Origin of the sequence: Delftia sp. K82 (genome assembly GCF_002193035.1) — a bacterium.
Classification (GTDB): domain Bacteria; phylum Pseudomonadota; class Gammaproteobacteria; order Burkholderiales; family Burkholderiaceae_C; genus Comamonas; species Comamonas acidovorans.
On record NZ_MYFL01000001.1, the window covers coordinates 79,871 to 97,873 of the forward strand.

The 18,003-nt window shown below is 68.3% G+C and carries 14 protein-coding genes; 3 read left to right on the forward strand and 11 right to left on the reverse strand.

Translation table 11 applies throughout. The features are described from left to right. Positions 1-80: 80 nt before the first annotated feature. Together cphA (KDK82_RS00340) and cphA (KDK82_RS00345) are read right to left on the reverse strand one after the other, a co-directional pair. Positions 81-2,660, reverse strand: coding sequence for a cyanophycin synthetase (cphA, locus tag KDK82_RS00340; RefSeq protein ID WP_043782910.1), 2,580 nt, complete (start codon positions 2,658-2,660; stop codon positions 81-83). A 66-nt stretch (positions 2,661-2,726) separates the two neighbouring features. Then, entirely contained in the window at positions 2,727-4,919 is a 2,193-nt protein-coding gene (cphA, locus tag KDK82_RS00345) for a cyanophycin synthetase (protein WP_088165402.1), read from the reverse strand. 218 nt (positions 4,920-5,137) lie between these two features. On the opposite strand from cphA (KDK82_RS00345), the gene KDK82_RS00350 reads away from it, so the two are divergent. The 3 genes from KDK82_RS00350 (at position 5,138) to KDK82_RS00360 (ending at position 8,529) form a co-directional block, all read left to right on the forward strand. Continuing rightward, positions 5,138-7,432 (forward strand): ABC transporter transmembrane domain-containing protein, encoded by a 2,295-nt coding sequence (locus KDK82_RS00350; RefSeq protein WP_088163658.1) that lies wholly within the window; start codon positions 5,138-5,140, stop codon positions 7,430-7,432. 3 nt (positions 7,433-7,435) lie between these two features. Next, on the forward strand, positions 7,436-7,939 hold the full coding sequence (locus tag KDK82_RS00355) for a DUF1854 domain-containing protein (protein WP_012207504.1): 504 nt from the start codon (positions 7,436-7,438) through the stop codon (positions 7,937-7,939). A gap of 155 nt (positions 7,940-8,094) precedes the next feature. Next, complete coding sequence (locus KDK82_RS00360) at positions 8,095-8,529, forward strand: hypothetical protein (protein ID WP_012207503.1); 435 nt, start codon at positions 8,095-8,097, stop codon at positions 8,527-8,529. A gap of 24 nt (positions 8,530-8,553) precedes the next feature. Here the strand turns inward: KDK82_RS00360 and KDK82_RS00365 are convergent, their stop codons facing one another. The 9 genes from KDK82_RS00365 to gspD form a co-directional block, all read right to left on the reverse strand. Beyond that, positions 8,554-9,018, reverse strand: a complete 465-nt coding sequence (locus tag KDK82_RS00365) for an EF-hand domain-containing protein (protein ID WP_088163660.1) — start codon at positions 9,016-9,018, stop codon at positions 8,554-8,556. Between the two features lie 62 nt (positions 9,019-9,080). Further along, the gene (locus KDK82_RS00370) at positions 9,081-10,001 is read right to left on the reverse strand and encodes a 5'-nucleotidase (protein WP_012207501.1); all 921 of its coding nucleotides are present in this window, start codon (positions 9,999-10,001) and stop codon (positions 9,081-9,083) included. A 16-nt stretch (positions 10,002-10,017) separates the two neighbouring features. Next, on the reverse strand, positions 10,018-11,244 hold the full coding sequence (gene gspF, locus KDK82_RS00375; protein ID WP_088163662.1) for a type II secretion system inner membrane protein GspF: 1,227 nt from the start codon (positions 11,242-11,244) through the stop codon (positions 10,018-10,020). 144 nt (positions 11,245-11,388) lie between these two features. Further along, positions 11,389-12,033 (reverse strand): glutathione S-transferase family protein, encoded by a 645-nt coding sequence (locus KDK82_RS00380; RefSeq protein WP_043822076.1) that lies wholly within the window; start codon positions 12,031-12,033, stop codon positions 11,389-11,391. 88 nt (positions 12,034-12,121) lie between these two features. Further along, positions 12,122-12,811 (reverse strand): YafY family protein, encoded by a 690-nt coding sequence (locus KDK82_RS00385; RefSeq protein ID WP_013800648.1) that lies wholly within the window; start codon positions 12,809-12,811, stop codon positions 12,122-12,124. Between the two features lie 4 nt (positions 12,812-12,815). Next, a complete protein-coding gene (locus KDK82_RS00390) occupies positions 12,816-13,817 on the reverse strand; it encodes an LLM class flavin-dependent oxidoreductase (protein WP_088163664.1) in 1,002 nt (333 codons plus the stop codon). An 85-nt stretch (positions 13,818-13,902) separates the two neighbouring features. After that, positions 13,903-14,187 carry a hypothetical protein gene (locus KDK82_RS00395; protein ID WP_223275171.1) on the reverse strand — a complete coding sequence of 95 codons (285 nt, stop codon included), beginning with the start codon at positions 14,185-14,187 and terminating at the stop codon, positions 13,903-13,905. Between the two features lie 63 nt (positions 14,188-14,250). Continuing rightward, positions 14,251-15,612 (reverse strand): GspE/PulE family protein, encoded by a 1,362-nt coding sequence (locus tag KDK82_RS00400; protein WP_013800651.1) that lies wholly within the window; start codon positions 15,610-15,612, stop codon positions 14,251-14,253. Between the two features lie 14 nt (positions 15,613-15,626). Next, positions 15,627-18,002, reverse strand: a complete 2,376-nt coding sequence (gspD, locus tag KDK82_RS00405) for a type II secretion system secretin GspD (protein ID WP_088163666.1) — start codon at positions 18,000-18,002, stop codon at positions 15,627-15,629. Position 18,003 lies beyond the last annotated feature (1 nt).

Here is an 18,003-nt window from a genome sequence, read left to right on the forward strand (position 1 = left end):
GACACCGAGGAAGGGCCGCCCCGCCCCGAGGGTGTCGTCCCCCTCCCGCGAAGCGAGAGAGGGGGAAGGCGCAAAGCGCCTCAGGGGGTGTTTTCACCCGCCACATGGCGGCGCAGGTGCTCCAGGGCTTCTTCCACCTGGTCCACCAGCACCAGGCACAGGTCGCCGGGTGTCAGTCGCGCCAGCGCGTGGTCGATGGCGTTGAACTCACCCTGGATCTGGGTCACGTAGTCGGTGCGTGGTGCGCCTTGCAGGCCTTGCTGCAGCAGGGCCAGGACTTCACCGTCGGCGCGGCCGCGCTGGCAGGCATCCTGGTAGAGGATGACGTCGTCGAAGGCCTTGCCCAGGATCTGGGTCTGCTCGGTGATGTCCTGGTCGCGTCGGTCGCCGGCCCCGCTGATGACCACGCTGCGGCGCTGGGCCGGCATGGCGTCCACGGCCTGGACCAGGGCGCGAATGGCGTCGGGGTTGTGGCCGTAGTCGGCGATCAGCGTGGCGCCACGGTAGTCCATGACGTTGAAGCGGCCCGGCGCGTTGTCGCTGTCGTTGACGAAGCCGGCCAGGCCGCGGCGGATGGTCTGCCAGGGCATGCCCACGCCCCAGGCGGCGGCGATGGCGGCCATGACGTTCTCCACCTGGAAGCTGATGGTGCCGTTGCGCGTGATGGGGATCTCGCGCAGCGCAATGGTCTCGCGCCACGAGCTTTCGGCCGCGACGATGCTGTCGCCGTCCACGTAGACCACGCGGTTGCCCTGGGCACGGTGTGTGGCCATCACGGGGTGGTGGCGGTCGGCCGCGAAATAGATGACCTTGCCCGGCGAGGTGGAGGCCATGGCGGCGACCAGCGGATCGGCCGCGTTGAGCACGGCATAGCCGTCGGTGGCCACGTTCTGCACGATGACGCGCTTGAGCACGGCCACGTCTTCCACCGTGGTGATGTAGTTCAGGCCCAGGTGGTCGCCCGCGCCCACGTTGGTGACCACGGCCACCTGGCAGCGGTCGAAGCCCAGTCCTTCGCGCAGGATGCCGCCGCGTGCGCATTCGAGCACGGCCGCATCGGTCTCGGGGTGGGCCAGGGCGTTGCGCGCGCTGCGCGGGCCCGAGCAGTCGCCGCTGTCGATCTGGCGGCCGTTGACGTAGACGCCGTCCGTGTTCGTCATGGCCGTGCGCCAGCCATGCGAGGTGAACAGGTGGGCGATCAGGCGCGTGGTCGTGGTCTTGCCATTGGTGCCGGTGACGGCCACCAGCGGGATGCGGCCGTCCTGGCCCGGCGCGAACAGCTCATCGACCATGGGCACGCCCACGTTGCGGGGCTTGCCGAAGGACGGCGCCAGGTGCATGCGCAGGCCCGGTGCGGCGTTGACTTCGACGATGCCGCCGTTTTGCTCTTCCAGCGGGCGCAGCATGGTCTCGCAGACCACGTCCACGCCGCAGATGTGCAGGCCGATGGTCTGGGCGGCCTCCACGGCGCGCGCGGCGATGTCGGGGTGCACGTCGTCCGTCACATCGGTGGCGCTGCCGCCGGTGGACAGGTTGGCGTTGTTGCGCAGCACCACGCGCTGGCCCTGGGCCGGCACGGATTCGGGCGTGAGCCCTTCGGTGGCGATGCGCGCGATGGCGATGTCGTCCAGGCGGATCTTGGTCAGCGCCGTGCCGTGGCCCGAGCCGCGGCGCGGGTCCTGGTTGACGATGTCCACCAGCTCGCGGATGGTGTGCTGGCCGTCGCCCAGCACCTGGGGCGGCTCGCGGCGCGCAGCGGCCACCAACTGGCCGCCGACCACCAGCAGGCGGAAGTCATGGCCGGGCAGGAAGCGCTCGACCATGATGTCGTCGCCGAATTCCGAGGCGGTGGCAAAGGCGGCCTTGAGCTGCTCGTGCGTGGTGATGTTGACCACCACGCCCTTGCCCTGGTTGCCGTCCTGGGGCTTGACCACCACGGGCAGGCCCACTTCCTGGGCCACGAGCCAGGCTTCTTCCACGTCCTTGACGGGGCGGCCCAGCGGCACGGGCACGCCGGCGGCGTGCAGCAGGCGCTTGGTCAGGTCCTTGTCCTGGGCGATGGACTCGGCCACGGCGCTGGTCTGGTCCAGCTCGGCGGCCTGGATGCGGCGCGCCTTGGAGCCCCAGCCCAGCTGTACCAGCGAGCCCGAGGTCAGGCGGCGGATGGGAATGCCACGCGCCACGGCCGCATCGACGATGGAGCCGGTGGAGGGACCGATGCGCTCGTCCTCGTCGAGTTCGCGCAGCTGGGCCACCACCTTGTCGGCGTCGAAGGGCGTGTCGGCCAGGGCCGACTGCAGCAGCTCGCCGGCCTGTTCCATGGCCAGGCGGCCAACGGCCTCTTCGGTGTACTCCACCACCACCTGGTAGGTGCCGGTTTCCACGGTTTCATGCGTGCGGCTGAAGGTCACCGGGCAGCCAGCCTGGGCCTGCAGCGACAGGGCCGCGACTTCCAGCACCTGGGCCAGCGACAGGCGCTGGTCGGCGCCGTGCGGCTGCAGCGTGCCGATCTTGGGAAAGCGCGCGCGCAGCCGGTCCTCGAAGCCGGGCAGGGCCGAGTAGTCGCACTCGCCGGGCTCGCATTGCACGATGGCTTCGATGGCGGTGCTGCGGGTCCAGAGATTGGGGCCGCGCAGGGCTCGGATGCGGGTGATCTGCATAGTGTCTTCTTTCGGAGGGCAGGCCCGCGTCGCCGGGCCTGCCTGCATGTCATCGTGTGGTCGGGCTCAGGCGGCGGTGGCTGCGGCGGCCGGCGTGTAGTCGAAGGTCTTGATGCCGGCGACGATGAGGTCGGGGGCAATGTCCATGGACCACGCGGCGGCAATGGCGGCCAGCAGGGCCGGCGTGTCCGGGCGCAGGCCGCCGGGCAGGCTCAGTGCGTCCAGCGTGCCCAGCATGCGCTCGGCCGCGCCCGTGGCCAGGATCACCTGGTTGCCGCGCACGAAGACGGCGCGGCCTTCGCTCTCGGAACGGTGGGCCGCGACCACGGGGCTGTCTGCCTGCATCGAATAGAACAGCACTTCGCCGTCGCACAGGCGGGCCAGGTCGGCCACCTGTTCGATGTCGGCATTGAGCACGCCAGCGCCTTCGTCCAGCACCACGTCGATCTGGGTGCGCATCACGCGCGTCATCTGCGACTGCTCGTGCACGTCATGGTCAGGCAACTGCTCGAAGCCGTCCATGTCGGTGACCACGCCGACCAGGCAGCGGTCGTAGGCCAGGCCTTCTTCCAGGATGGAGCGGGCCGTGGTCTGGATGACGGCGGCCTGGGCCAGGCGGTTGGTCAGCAGGCGGTGGGCACCGGCCCAATTGGCGGTGTTGGTCTTCTGGGTCTGGCGGTTGGACAGGAACATGCCCTCGCTGCTGGCCACGCCCGTGAGCTTGCCCGACAGCTGCAGCAGCCAGCCCACCAGGCGGGCCGTGAAACCGTTGTTGCGCGTGCCGGCAATGCCCACCAGGGGGATGCGGCCTGCGCCCGTGCCCTCTTCGGTGCGCGGGAACAGGTGGTCGGCGATGGCCATGCCCACGGGGCGCGGTGCGCCGCTGGTGGGCTTCAGGTGCATCAGCAGGCCGGGGCCGGCGTTGACTTCGAGGATGGCGCCGCCCTGCTCCTTCATGGGGCGCGAGACGTCCTGCAGGATCATGTCCATGCCCGCGATGTCCAGGCCCACGATCTTGGCGGCCAGCGTGGCCATGTAGGCCACTTCGGGGTGGACCTCATCCGTGCAGTCGATGGCCATGTTGCCGTTGCGCTGCAGCAGCACGCTGGTGCCCTGGGCGGGAACGCTGTCGGGTGTCACGTCCTGGCGCTTGAGCTCCAGCTTCACGGCCGGGGCTTCGAGGTTGATCCAGTCCAGCGGGTATTCCTGCTCGGGGCCGCGGCGCGGGTCCTGGTTGACCACGGCGACCAGTTCGCGCAGCGTGGACTTGCCGTTGCCGGCCACGCTCACGGTCTCGCCACGGCAGGCCGCCACGACCTTGCCGCCCACCACCAGGATGCGGTGCTCGGTGCCGTCAATGAAGCGCTCGACGATCACGTCGGAGCCTTCGGGCTGGGCCAGCGCAAAGGCGGTCTTGATGTCGGCCTCGTCGCGCAGGTCCAGCGTCACGCCGCGCGCGTGGTTGCCGTCCGAAGGCTTGACGGTGACGGGAAAGCCGATGTCCTGCGCCACTTCCCAGGCTTCCTCGGGGCTGTTGACGATCTGGCCTTCGGGCACGGGCACGCCGCAGGCGGCCAGCAGGCGCTTGGTGAAGTCCTTGTCCTGGGCAATGCCTTCGGCGATGGCGCTGGTCTGGTCGCTCTCGGCGGTCCAGATGCGGCGCTGCGCGGCGCCATAGCCGAGCTGCACGAGGTTGCCGTCATTGAGGCGGATGTGGGGAATGCGGCGCTCGCCTGCAGCATCGACGATGCAGCCCGTGCTCGGGCCCAGGTAGCGGTCGTTGATCTCGGTCTTGATGGCCTTGACGGCGGCCTTCAGGTCGAAGGGCTCGTCGTTGATGGCGGCCATGATCAGCCGGTGGCCGTAGGCCAGGGCCGTGCGCGCCACGGTTTCCTCGGGGCAGCGGAAGACCATGCGGTAGATGCCGCGCTGGGAAATCTCGCGCGTCTGGCCGAACTCGGCCGGCATGCCCGCCAGGTTCAGCAGCTCGATGATGATGTGCTCCAGCACGTGGCCGCACCAGGTGCCGCCTTCCAGGCGCTGGATGAAGCCGCCGCGCTCGCCCACGCCGCAGTGGTGCTCGACCAGGTCGGGCAGCCAGGCCGTCAGGCGCTCGTTGAAACCGGCAAGCTTGTTCGAGGGATAGTCCTCCAGCTCACCAAGATCCAGCCAGACCTCCAGCACGGGACGGTAGGTCCAGACGCTGGGTCCACGCAGGTAGGTGGTGCGCAAGAGTTGGATGTCTTTGAATTTCGCCATGTCGATCAACGGGTAAGCGTGAGCGACGACCCGGGTGCGGATCGCCGGAGAATGGGAGAGGATTGTGCGCTCAGAAAGCCCATGCGCAGTGCTGTCAGCCTAAACCAGGGTTGGCGCGTTGAGCAGGGTATGCCGTGCAAAGCGCGGGATATCCACCGGGGAGCTGCGGTTGCCCGCATGACACCAGGAGCCGCCAGGGGCGGGAAAAACAACTCAACATGCAAGAACACCATTCTGTGGACGTTTCGGCCTTCCTTGCCAGCCCCCGCGGGGCTGGGCTGCGAGCCAGGCTCGCTTCCAATGAAAACGTGCTGGCCCTCGTCCCGGTTGACCTGACCCTCGATATGCACTTCGGCGAAGGCTGGGTTGTGCTGACCAACCAGCGGCTCCTCGCCTGTGATCCTGCAGATCAGCAGTGGAGTGAGTGGGTACTATCCATTGATCAGAATCTGCGCACGCTGGACCACGGCGGCGTGGGCAACCTCGAACTGCACGGCCCTGCGGCGCGGCTGGCGCTGTGGCGCTTCACGCTGCGCCACCAGGCGGCCGTGCTGCGCCTGCTGCAGCAGTTCGACCATGAGCGCGAGCGACTGGCACGCGGCGAGGACTTTGCCGAGCCCGAGGACGACGTGCCCCGCTGCCCGGCCTGCCAGGCCGAGCTGCCGCCCGAGGCCGACGAATGCCCGGCCTGCGCGCGCCAGCAGGGCCCGCAGACCTCCACCTGGGTGCTGCTGCGCCTGTGGCGCTTTGCCCATCCCTACCGGCACCAGCTGCTGCTGGGCTTTTTGCTGACGCTGGCCTCCACGGGCGCCACCCTGGTGGCGCCCTACCTGACGATTCCCATCGTGGACAAGATCCTGATCCCGTTCCAGAACGGGCAGCAGATCGACAGCAGCCTCGTGGTCTTCTACCTGAGCGGGCTGCTTGCGGCGGCGCTGGTGGCCTGGGGCCTGGGCTGGGCGCGCACCTTCGTGCTGGCCAAGGTCTCCGAGCGCATTGGCTCGGACTTGCGCACCACCACCTACAACCACCTGCTGACGCTGTCGCTGGACTACTACGGCAGCAAGCGCACGGGCGACCTGATGGCACGCATCGGGGCGGAAACAGATCGCATCAATTTGTTTCTATCCTTGAATGCGCTGGATTTCGCCACCGACGTGCTGATGATCGTGATGACCTCGGTCATCCTGTTCTCCATCAATCCGTGGCTGGCCCTGGTCACCCTGGTGCCGCTGCCCTTCATCGCCTGGATGATCCATCTGGTGCGCGACCGCCTGCGCACGGGCTTCGAGAAGATCGACCGCGTCTGGTCCGAAGTGACCAATGTGCTGGCTGACACCATCCCCGGCATCCGCGTGGTCAAGGCCTTCGCCCAGGAAAAGCGCGAGGCCGACCGCTTCGCCCAGGCCAATCTGGTCAACCTGCAGGCCAACGACAAGGTCAACAAGACCTGGTCGCTGTTCACGCCCACGGTGACGCTGCTGACCGAGATCGGCCTGCTCGTGGTCTGGGGCTTCGGCATCTGGCTGGTGGCTGGCGGCCAGATCACGGTGGGTATCCTGACGGCCTTCATCGCCTACATCGGCCGCTTCTACAGCCGCCTGGACTCGATGAGCCGCATCGTCTCGGTCACGCAGAAGGCAGCGGCCGGCGCCAAGCGCATCTTCGACATCCTCGACCACGTGAGCAACGTGCCCGACCCGGTCAACCCGGTCAAGCTGCCGCGCGTGCAGGGCGCCATCACGCTGGACAACCTGAGCTTCCGCTACGGCAGCCGCGCCGTGATCAAGAACCTGGATCTGCAGATTCGTCCGGGTGAAATGATCGGTCTGGTGGGTCACAGCGGCTCGGGCAAGAGCACCCTGGTCAACCTGATCAGCCGCTTCTATGACGTGAGCGAGGGCTCCATCCAGCTCGACGGCGTGGACATCCGCAGGCTCAAGGTCTCGGACTTCCGCAGCAACATCGGCCTGGTGCTGCAGGAGCCCTTCCTGTTCTTCGGCACCATTGCCGAGAACATCGCCTACGGCAAGCCTGATGCCACGCGCGAGGAAATCGTGGCGGCGGCCCGTGCGGCCCACGCCCATGAATTCATCCTGCGCCTGCCGCACGGCTACGACTCCCTGGTGGGCGAGCGCGGCCAGGGCCTGTCGGGAGGCGAGCGCCAGCGCATCTCCATTGCGCGCGCACTGCTGATCGACCCGCGCATCCTGATCCTGGACGAGGCCACCTCGGCCGTGGACACCGAGACCGAGAAGGAAATCCAGAAGGCGCTGGACAATCTGGTGCAGGGCCGCACGACGATTGCCATTGCCCACCGCCTGTCCACGCTGCGCAAGGCCGACCGCCTCGTGGTCATGGACCGGGGCGAGATCGTGGAAGTGGGTCCGCACGACGAGTTGATGGAAAAGCAGGGCGCCTACTGGCGCCTGTACCAGGCCCAGGCGCGGCGCGCCGAAGAGGATGCCCAGGCCGCAGGCCTGACCCTGGCCGCAACCACCATCGAGGAATAAGCCATGTCCAACGCCCAACATTCCGCAGCCGGCGCCGATCTGAGCGGTGTGCGCATGGAGCGCAACGCCCATGGCCGCCTGGTGCTGATCCTGGCCGACGGCACGCGCCACGAATCCGTGGTGCCCGTGCGCGCCTTTCCCATTGCTGCACCGCTGGAAGGCCTGTCCCTGGTCTCCGTCGATGGCAAGGAGGCGCTGTGGGTGGACCACATGGACCACCTGCCGGCGCAGGCCCGCACGCTGATCGAGGAAGACCTGGCCGTGCGCGAGTTCGTGCCCGTCATCCAGCGCATCCACAAGGTGTCCAGCTATTCCACGCCCAGCACCTGGGACCTGGAGACCGACCGGGGCCCCGTGCAGCTCGTGCTCAAGGCCGAGGAGGACATCCGGCGCCTGTCGGGCCGCACGCATCTGATGATCACCAGCCAGGACGGCGTGCAGTTCAGCGTGCCCGACAGCACGGCGCTGGACCGCACCTCGCGCAAGCTGCTGGAGCGCTTCCTCTAGCGCCTGGTCGGGGCGAATAAAGGGTTTACCCTTGGTTTGAGGCAGGCCGAAGCGTCTTTCAAAAAAAGCGCTTCAGTTCTTTCAGCTTCTGTCGATGATGAGGCGACGGCGGGAAATTCCCGCCCACAGCACACATCCAGCAAGAGGGTCGAGCCATGCCAATTCCACCTGTTGACCGATCACCCATACCGTGGCGCCCGCAAAGCGCCGATCTGTACTCCACCGGTGCGTCGGGCGCGGTGCCCGTGCGTCCTGTGAACGCCACCAACGCCGTCGAATCCACGGACCGCATCGGCGAGGGCCGGGTGGTGCGCGATCCTGAAAAGCCGTCCGTGGTGGACCAGGAGAACCGCGATTGGACGCTGGCCGAAGAGATCAAGCAGAAGGAAGAGGTCGAGGAGCCGCCCAAGGAGCCGATCTCCAAGCAGCTCATCGAGTTCATCCAGTCCATGTGGCGTGCCAGCGCCATGGCGGTGGAGCAGGCCCAGGAGGTCAGCAAGGCCGACGATGTGGCCCGCAACAAGATGCAGGTGCGCGACGAACCGTTGACCTATTCGGAACCCAAGGTCAAGCGTACCGGCGGTCTTTGAGTGTCAGGGGCCGGGCAAGAAGGCTCAGTCCTTTGAGCCTTCGCCTTCCTTCTTGTCCCTGGCTGCCGGTGCTGCTGCCGCACGCTCGGCGGCCTTTGCCTCTTCGGCCTGCGCCTTGGCCTTTGCCTTGTCGCGCTCGGCGCGGTACTTGACGGCAAAGGCCTGCACCTCCGCATAGGAGACGTAGCCGTCCTTGTCGGTGTCGGCCTCGTCGAAGGCCGCCGACAGGCGCGGGAACAGCGCCACTTCGGCACGGCTGAGCTTGCCGTCCTTGTTGAAGTCCAGCATCTTGAATTCGCGCTGGGCCTTGATCTCCCCCTTGGTCAGCGGCGCCGGGCTGGCCGTTGCCTGCTCGGTGGCTGCGTTTTCTGCCGCCTGCGCGCGCGCGGCGGGCAGCATGAAGGCGCTGGTCAGCAGCACGACGACGGCGGCCTGCAGCAGCGGTGGCCGGCGCAGCAGGGCAGAGCGGTTCATGAGGGGAAAATGCATTGGCTTTATTTGGGCACGGAACCGGCATTTGCAAGCACGGCCGGCCCGCCCTTTGCAATTGTTTACTTCGGCGGATCGGCGTCCGGATTGGAGATGCCGCTGCTCACATGGCCTGCCGGCACATGGCGCGCGGCCGAGTTGACGTGGCCGGTCTGGTCGTCGAAGAAGAAGTCCGGCTCGAACTCGCGCAGGAACGGGCCCTTTTCCAGGCCGCCGAGGAACATGGCCTCGTCCACCGCAATGCCCCATTCCAGCAGCGTGCGGATGGCACGCTCGTGCGCCGGTGCGCTGCGCGCCGTCACCAGGGCCGTGCGAATGCGCATGGTCTGGGACGAGTCCGCCTGCTGCTGCAACCGGTGAAGCGCCACCAGCAGCGGCTTGAACGGCCCTTCCGCCAGCGGCGTGGCGGCATGGGAGACCTCGTGGCGCAGAAAGGCCGGCAGCCCGCCTTGCTGGTAGACGCGTTCGGCCTCGTCGGAGAACAGCACGGCATCGCCGTCGAACGCGATGCGCACCTCTTGCGGGTAGCGGTCGCCTGCTGGCGTGGAATCGACCATCACGCGCGCGGCAGGAAAGCCGATGGACAGCGCCCTGCGCACATCGACCTCGTTGGCCGAGAGAAACAGGTGAGCGCCCAGCGGCCGCAGGTAGGAAAACGGATCGCGCCCGCGCGTGAACACGCCGCGCTCTATGTGCATGTCGGCCGCCTTGGCAGAGGCAAAGACCCGCATGCCGCTGGCCGGGTCGTTGCGCGACAGCATCATCACCTCCACGCGCTGCACTTCGGGCGTATTGAAGGCCAGCAGCTTGCGCACCAGCGGGAAGGCGATGCCCGGGCGTGCGGGCTGGTGCACCAGGTCCAGCTGGCGGCGCATGTAGGCCTGCTCGTCACCGGCGTCGAACAGCCGGTTCTCCTCCTCGAAGTCGAACAGCGCCCGCGAGGAGATGGCGACGACCAGCTTGTCTTGCAGGGTCACGGGCATGGCTTGGCGCTTTTCGCTATTTGACGAACTGGTTGAGCTGGATGATGGGCATGAGCACGGCCAGCACGATCAGGGCCACGACCATGCCCATGGCCACGATCAGCAGCGGCTCCAGGATGGTGGCCAGGTGCATGGCACGGCGCTGCACCTCGGTGGACAGCTGGTTGGCCGCGCGCTGCAGCATCACGGGCAGCTGGCCGGTCTGCTCGCCCAGGCGGGCAAACATGGAGATCAGTCCCGGGAAGCGCTTTTTCTGCGCCAGGGCCGAGGCCAGCGGCGCGCCTTCGCGCACCAGGGCCAGCGCGTCCATGGCATCGGCGCGCAGCGCGCGGTTGCCCAGCGTTTCGGCTGCGGCCTGCAAGGCCTTGAGAATGGGCACGCCTGCGCCCGCCAGCATGGCCAGCGTGCCGGCAAAGCGTGCCGCGTTGTAGTTGCGCGCCAGCCGGCCGATCAGCGGCAGGCGCAGCCACCAGGCGTCGAAGCGCTCGCGCAGCACGGGGTTCTTCATGGACAGCCGGAATCCCAGGGCGCCCAGCACCAGGGCGATCAGCGCGGCCCAGCCATAGCTGCGCACGAAGTCGCTGAGCGCCAGCATGGCCACGGTGAGCCAGGGCAGGGCGCGCTTGGTGCCGGCGAACACGCTGGCCACCTGGGGCACCACGTAGCTGACCAGGAACAGCACGATGACAATGGCCACCAGGGTCACGATGGCCGGGTACAGGGCTGCGCCAATGAGCTTGGACTGCAGGGCCTGGCGCGATTCCAGGTCGTCGGCCAGCCGCTCCAGCACCGGGCCCAGGCTGCCGCTGGCCTCGCCGGCGCCGATCACGGCGCAGTAGATGTCGGAGAACTCGCGCGGGTGCTGGGCCAGGGCGCGGGCAAAGGTGGAGCCTGCGTTGACCTCGGCGCGCAGCGCGGCCACGAGGTGGTGCTGGCGCGGGTCGTCGGCTTCTTCGGACAGGGAGGCCAGGGCGCGCTCTATGGGCAGGCCTGATCCGACCAGCCCCGCCATCTGGCGCGTCCACACGGTGAGCCCTGTGGAGCCAAGGACGGGACGGGTCAGCCAGCGCGAGGCGCCGCCCTGCGGGCCGGACGCGGAACCCGAGGCCACAATCTCCACGGCCATGGGCACCAGGGCCTGGGCCCGCAGCTGGCTGCGCGCGGCGCGCGCGTTGTCGGCTTCGATCGTGCCCTTGCGGGTCTGACCTTGTGCATCCAGGGCTTCGAAGGAAAAGGCAGGCATGCGCGGCGGGAGTCGGGAAGGGCTGGGGAAGGGATGGCGTTCAGGAAACGCCAGGCGGCGATCCAACCCCCGATGGTAGCCGCTGCCGGTGACGGCTGGATGGCGAGGCCGCCGCCGCGGTCGGCGGCAGCCCCTGCCTGGTCCTTATGCCGGCTGGGCCGCGAGGTCCGCTTCGTTGAGCTGGATGGAGCGCAGCGAGGCCGGGCGTTCCATCAGCGGCTGGCCGTAGTCGCTGAACTCGGGCAGCGCGGGCAGCAGCTTCATCATCGTGCCCCAGCGCAGGTAGCTGGCCATGAGCACGTCGGCCGCGGTGAACTGGTCGCCGCACAGGTAGCGCCTGCCGGCCACGGCCTGGCGCAGCGTCTGCACCACGTCGTCATAGCGGCCATAGCCGGCGGACATGGCCTGGTCGGCCGTCTGCTGCTCCAGGTGGCCCTGGCTCTTGGCAGTTATCAAGGCGTCGACGGGGCCGGCCAGGAAGAACATCCAGCGGTGGTAGACGCCGCGCAGCGGGCTGTCCACGGCCGGTGCGAGCCTTCGTTCGGGGAAGATGTCGGCCAGATAGGCAAGGATGGCGGCCTGTTCGGTGATCACGGTCTCGCCGTGCACCAGGGCGGGGACCTTGCCCATGGGATTGATGGCCAGGTAGTCGGCAGCCTTCATGGTGCTGCCGTATTCCAGCCGCACGGGCTCATAGCGGGCGCCGCATTCCTCCAGCATCCAGCGCGCGATGACGGCGCGCGAGCGGGGGTGGAAGTAAAAGCGCAGAGGCTTGATCGAGTCGTTCATGAAGGCTCCCAGTGGTTTGAATGCATGGCGAGAAGGCCATGGGAGCGACTGTAGGAGGCCATGCTGACAGTTTTTGTCAGCAGTGGTGTCAGCGGACCGTGTAGCCCAGTTGCCGCGACCAGCGTTCGATCAGGCCGCTGCGGTGGTCGGGATAGCGTTCCTGCAGATCGGTGACGGAGCGCACGCGGTCGGCGCGGAAATGGCGGAAGTCCTGGCGCAGTTCGCACCAGGCCGCAAGAATGCGCCGCTGATCGAAGAAAGCCATGGCAAAAGGCCAGATCTGGCGCTCGGTCGGCTGGCCCTTCTCATCCGTGTAGTGCAGCAGCACCCGGTGCTGGCGCCGTATCGCCAGGCGCAGCGCGGTCTGCCAGGGCTCGGTCACGGACTCGTGGCAGATGGGCGGCACCAGCAGGCCGCTGGTGTCCACCTCAATGCGCAGCTCCAGCGGCAGCGCGCTGCGTATGCGGTCCAGCGCGGCGGTGGCGGCCTGGGCGAGCTCGGGGTCGGCCTGGCGGCTGGCCCAGCGCGCGCCCAGCAGCAGGGCTTCCAGCTCATCGGGCGTGAACATCAGCGGCGGCAGCAGAAAGCCGGGCCGCATCTCATAGCCCACGCCCGGGTCGCCCGCAATCGCTGCACCCTGTTCGCGCAGGGTGGCAATGTCGCGGTACAGGGTGCGCAGGCTCACGTCCAGCTGCCGGGCCAGCACCGGCCCGGCCTGGGGCAGGCGCGCGCGGCGCAGCAGGTCGATCAGCTGCAGCAGCCGGGCGGAGCGGCTCATGCCTTCAGCGGCCCATGACGCCGGCCGTGATCTCCAGCGAGCGCAGGCGCAGGTCGCGGTCATACACGTCGCTGACCAGGATCAGCTCGTCGGCCTCGGTGTCGGCCTGCAGCTTCTGCAGGCGCGTGCGCACCTTGTCCGGGCCGCCGATGGAGGCCACGGCCAGGAACTCGCCGATGGCGCGGCGCTCCTGCTCGCCGAGCTGGGCCGCATAGTTCTCGATGGGGCGCGGCAGCAGTCCGCGCCGGCCCGTGATGATGCCCAGCACGCGCTGGTAGGTGCTGCTGGCCAGGTATTCGGCCTCGTCATCGGTGGGCGCGGCGATCACGGGTGCGCCGACGATCACGTAGGGCTTGGCCAGTTGGGCCGACGGCTTGAACAGGCTGCGGTACAGCTGCACGGCCTGGTAGAGCATGCGCGGCGCGAAGTGCGAGGCAAAGGCGTAGGGCAGGCCCAGGTGGGCGGCCAGCTGGGCCGAGAACAGGCTGGATCCCAGCAGCCAGATCGGCACGTTGGTGCCCGCGCCGGGCGTGGCCACCAGCTTTTGCTCGGGCGTGGCCGGGCCCAGCAGGCGCTGCAGCTCCATCACGTCGCGCGGGAAGTCCTCCTCGGTCTCGACGCGGTCGCGGCGCAGGGCGCGCATGGTGGCGCCATCGGTGCCGGGTGCACGGCCCAGGCCCAGGTCGATGCGGCCCGGGTACAGCTCGGCCAGCGTGCCGAAGGCTTCGGCCACCACCAGCGGGGCATGGTTGGGCAGCATGATGCCGCCCGAGCCCACGCGGATCTTCGAGGTGCCGCCCGCGATGTGGCCGATCAGCACGGCCGTGGCCGAGCTGGCGATGCCGGGCATGTTGTGGTGCTCGGCCAGCCAGTAGCGCTCGAATCCCAGTTCCTCGGCCTTGCGGGCCGTGGCCAGCGCAATGTCCAGGGCCTCGGCGACGGTGCCGCCTTCGCGCACGGCCACGAGGTCGAGCATGGACAGACGGACTTCATTGAATGATGTCATGGCAGGTTCCAACTTCCAGTTCACGGTGGGTGGGGGCGGCGCGGGCCTTGCCGCGCCAGGGCATTCCTGGTGCGCGTTCGCGCACTCAGTTTCTTCTGGACATTTCCCGTGCGCAGGTGATGCCCAGCACCACGCACCAGACCAGGGGGAGGATGGCAGCCGCCAGATGGTTCTCGCCCTGCTGAATGGCCAGCCAGGACAGCGGCAGCGCCACCAGCGCCGACAGGCGGATGACGCGGCGCAACTGGCTGGTGGACAGCCGGGACTTGAACCACCACAGGGCGATGTAGCTGATCAGGCTCAGCGTGGCGACCCACAGGAACAGGTCGCCGCCATAGGGAGCGCTCCAGGCGCGTAGGGATTCCAACATGCCGACCATTGTGGCAAACGGGGATGCCCCGTGCTGCGCAGGGTCTGGCGTGGCCGCCTGCGCCTAGTCGCGCGTGACGCGCAGCACTTCCTCGGGCGTGGTGATGCCCTCGCGCACCAGGCGCTCGCCATCGTCGCGCATCAGGCGCATGCCCGAGGCCAGCGCGGTGTCGCGGATCTCGGCCTCGCTGGCCTGGCGGTGGATCTGCGCGCGGATGGTGTCGTCCACCACCAGCATCTCGAAGATGCCGGTGCGCCCCCGGTAGCCGCTGGGCTCGGTGGTGTCGATCTTGCGCACCAGGCGCTGGGCCAGCACGCCCAGCAGGGAGGACGACAGCAGGAACGGCTCCACGCCCATGTCGATCAGGCGGGTGACGGCGCTGGATGCGTCGTTGGTGTGCAGCGTGGCCAGCACAAGGTGGCCCGTCAGCGAGGCCTGGATGGCGATCTGCGCGGTCTCGAAGTCGCGGATTTCGCCGATCATGATCACGTCCGGGTCCTGGCGCAGGATGGCGCGCAGGGCCTTGGCGAAGGTCAGCTCGATCTTGGCGTTGACCTGGGTCTGCCCCACGCCGGCCAGCTCGTACTCGATGGGGTCTTCCACCGTCATGATGTTGCTGTGGCTGGCGTCCATGCGCGACAGCGCCGCGTACAGCGTGGTGGTCTTGCCCGAGCCCGTGGGGCCGGTGACCAGCACGATGCCGTGGGGCTGCGCCGTCATGTGGGTGAACCGCCTCAGCGTCTCGCCCTGCATGCCCACGGCCTCCAGGCTGAGCTTGCTCTCGCTCTTGTCCAGCAGGCGCAGCACGGCGCGCTCGCCATGGGCGCTGGGCAGGGTGGAGACGCGCACGTCGATGGCGCGCGTGCCAAGGCGCAGGCTGATGCGGCCGTCCTGGGGCAGCCGCTTTTCGGCGATGTCCAGGTCGGCCATGATCTTCAGGCGCGAGATCAGCGCCGCGTGCAGGGCCCGGTTGGGCTGCACGACCTCGCGCAGGTCGCCGTCCACGCGAAAGCGCACGCTGGAGTGGCGCTCATAGGGCTCGATGTGGATGTCGCTGGCGCCGTCGCGCGCGGCCTGCGTGAGCAGGGCGTTGAGCATGCGGATGATGGGCGCGTCGTCCGCAGTCTCCAGCAAGTCCTCGACGGCGGGCAGTTCCTGCATCATGCGCGAGAGGTCGGCGTCGGACTCGACCTCGCTGACCACCAGGGCCGCGCTGGACTCGCCCTGCGAATAGGCGGCGCTGATGCGGTGCGCCAGCGTGCCCGCATCCAGCATCTGCCAGCGCTGCACCGCATGCTTGCGCTGGACTTCGGACAGGGCCTGCCAGTCGGGCGAGGGGCCGTGCCAGAGCAGGGGCTCGTGGCCGTCGTCCTCGATCAGCAGCTGGCTGGTGCGCGCAAACGAATAGGGCAGGGGATAGCGCATGGGGCCTTCCTGCCTCAGAGCGCGCCGGGGGCTGCCGGCACGGCGGGAGCGGCGGGCTGCGGCTGGGTGAAGTCGATCAGCTCGGGCTTTGCGCCCGGCACGTTGACGATGGCGGCCGGGTTGGTGAACGAGCCGGGGTCCGGCTGGGGCGTGAGCGTGGGCAGCACGGGCGCGGCATTGACCGAGCGCAGCAGGGCGCTGGGCTCGGGCTGCAGGCTCTGTTGCTGCGCGCGAATGGCTTCGTAGCGCTCGGAAGAGACCTGGTTGGTCGCAGTCGCATCGCGCATCACCACGGGGCGCAGGAAGACCATCAGGTTGGTCTTGTTGCGCTTGCGGTTGGTGTTGCGGAACAGGTTGCCGACCACGGGGATGTCGCCCAGCAGAGGCACCCGGTCCTCGGCCTGGGAGTAGTTGTCGTCGATCAGGCCGCCGAGCACGACGATGTTGCCGTCCTCGACCAGCACGTTGGACTCGATGGAGCGCTTGTTGGTGGTCAGGCCGTTGGTGTCCTTGCGCGTGGACTCGTCCACCGAGGAGACTTCCTGGAACACGGCCAGCTTCACCGTGCCGTTCTCGTTGATCTGCGGGCGCACGCGCAGCATCAGGCCCACGTCCTTGCGCTCCACCGTGGTGAACGGGTTGACCGTGCCGCCCGTGGAATTGCTGGCGTAGGAGCCCGTGACCATGGGCACGTTCTGGCCGACGATGATGCGCGCCTCCTCGTTGTCCAGCGTCATCAGGTTGGGCGTGGACAGGATGTTGGCGTCGCCGCTGTTCTGCAGGAAGTTGGCCAGAAAGCCCAGCGTGGTGTTGCCGTTGACGCTCTGCGTGAAGCCCAGGTTGGTGCCGCGCATGCTGTTCACCGTGTCGCCGGTGATGCCGCCCGTGCTGGTGTTGATGCTGCCGTCCTTGTTGAAGGCGTTGAGCAGGCTCAGGATGTTGGCGCCGGCCACGCTGGAGTTGTTGCCGATGCTGCCCAGCACCTTGCCGTTGTTGCTGAGGATGGCCTGCCACTGCACGCCGAACTGGGCCAGGCGGTTGTCCTTGAGTTCGACGATCAGGCTTTCGATCAGCACCTGGGCGCGGCGGCCGTCGAGCTTGTCGATCACGGCGCGCATCTGGCGGTAGATGGGCGGCGGGGCGGTGATGATCAGCGAGTTGGTGGACGGATCGGCCTGGACCATGCCGCCCGTGGACGGCTGCTGGGCCACGCCCAGCGCGCCGCCCCCGCCGCCGCTGCCCAGGCCCGAGGACGAGCCCATGCCCATGGATGCCGTGCCGCTGGAGTCGCGCGAGACCACGGGCTGCGAGGTGGGAATGGAGGACATGCCGCCGCCCTGCGGCGTGGTGCCGCCCGCACCGGGCTGGCCGCTGGCCGTGCCCGCGGCCGTGGCCTGGGCGCCTATGGCTGCGCGCAAGGTGGCTGCCAGCGCCACGGCGTCGGCGTTCTTCAGATAGACCACATGGATGTTGCCCTGGTCGCCGCCGCCGTTCATGGCGGGCTGGTCCAGCCGCGCGATCAGCGAGCGCACCTGGGCCAGGCGTGCGGGGTTGGCCGCGCGCAGCACGATGGAGTTGCTGCGCGGCTCGGCCATCAGCGAGGTCTTGAAGGCGTTGTCGCTCTGGCCCGGAATATTGGCGCCGCCGGCGGTCACGGTGAGGCCGCCGGGGCTGGCCGTACCGCCTTCGATCAGGCGCGAAACCAGGGCCACCATGTCGGTGGCCACGGCATGGCGCAGCGGGATGATTTCGACATCGGTGGCGTTGGACACATCCATGGTCGCCACGATGCGCGAGATGCGCTGCAGGTTGTCTGCGTAGTCGGTGATGACCAGCGAGTTGTTGCCCGGGTTGACGTTGATGGTGTTGTTGGGGCTGATCAGCGGGCGCAGCACGGGAACCAGGTTGGCCGCGTTCTCGTAGTTGAGCTTGAAGATCTGGGTGACGATCTGGCTGCCCGCGCTGCTGCGGCTCGCGCCCACGGCCACTTCGCTGGCCTGCAGCTTGGCGTCGGCTTCAGGGATGACCTTGTACAGGCCGGCCGATTCGACAATGGTGAAGCCCTGCAGGCGCAGCGCGGCCAGGAACTGTTGGTAGGCGGTGGCAGGCGGCACGGGCCTGTCGGTCAGCAGCGTGATCTGGCCCTTGACGCGCGGATCGACCACCACGTTGCGGTTGGTGATGGCGCCGATGGCACGCGAGACGGCCTCGATGTCGGCGCCCGAGAAATTCAGTGTCACAGGCTCGCCGGGGCGCAGGCTGGGCGTGGCGCCGGCCGGTGCATTGGTCTGCTGGGCCTGGGCGGTGCCAGCGGTGCAGGCCAGCATGGCGCTGACGGCCAGCGTGTGCAGGGTGTTGCGCCAGAACGGGGTCGTGTGCTGCTGAGTCATG

What these genes read in the sequence shown, in the direction of transcription:
- cphA (WP_043782910.1), bottom strand. Translation starts at nt 2,660, where the DNA reads ATGCAGATCACCCGCATCCGAGCCCTGCGCGGCCCCAATCTCTGGACC.
- cphA (WP_088165402.1), bottom strand. Translation starts at nt 4,919, where the DNA reads ATGGCGAAATTCAAAGACATCCAACTCTTGCGCACCACCTACCTGCGT.
- KDK82_RS00350 (WP_088163658.1), top strand. Translation starts at nt 5,138, where the DNA reads ATGCAAGAACACCATTCTGTGGACGTTTCGGCCTTCCTTGCCAGCCCC.
- KDK82_RS00355 (WP_012207504.1), top strand. Translation starts at nt 7,436, where the DNA reads ATGTCCAACGCCCAACATTCCGCAGCCGGCGCCGATCTGAGCGGTGTG.
- KDK82_RS00360 (WP_012207503.1), top strand. Translation starts at nt 8,095, where the DNA reads ATGCCAATTCCACCTGTTGACCGATCACCCATACCGTGGCGCCCGCAA.
- KDK82_RS00365 (WP_088163660.1), bottom strand. Translation starts at nt 9,018, where the DNA reads ATGCATTTTCCCCTCATGAACCGCTCTGCCCTGCTGCGCCGGCCACCG.
- KDK82_RS00370 (WP_012207501.1), bottom strand. Translation starts at nt 10,001, where the DNA reads ATGCCCGTGACCCTGCAAGACAAGCTGGTCGTCGCCATCTCCTCGCGG.
- gspF (WP_088163662.1), bottom strand. Translation starts at nt 11,244, where the DNA reads ATGCCTGCCTTTTCCTTCGAAGCCCTGGATGCACAAGGTCAGACCCGC.
- KDK82_RS00380 (WP_043822076.1), bottom strand. Translation starts at nt 12,033, where the DNA reads ATGAACGACTCGATCAAGCCTCTGCGCTTTTACTTCCACCCCCGCTCG.
- KDK82_RS00385 (WP_013800648.1), bottom strand. Translation starts at nt 12,811, where the DNA reads ATGAGCCGCTCCGCCCGGCTGCTGCAGCTGATCGACCTGCTGCGCCGC.
- KDK82_RS00390 (WP_088163664.1), bottom strand. Translation starts at nt 13,817, where the DNA reads ATGACATCATTCAATGAAGTCCGTCTGTCCATGCTCGACCTCGTGGCC.
- KDK82_RS00395 (WP_223275171.1), bottom strand. Translation starts at nt 14,187, where the DNA reads ATGTTGGAATCCCTACGCGCCTGGAGCGCTCCCTATGGCGGCGACCTG.
- KDK82_RS00400 (WP_013800651.1), bottom strand. Translation starts at nt 15,612, where the DNA reads ATGCGCTATCCCCTGCCCTATTCGTTTGCGCGCACCAGCCAGCTGCTG.
- gspD (WP_088163666.1), bottom strand. Translation starts at nt 18,002, where the DNA reads ATGACTCAGCAGCACACGACCCCGTTCTGGCGCAACACCCTGCACACG.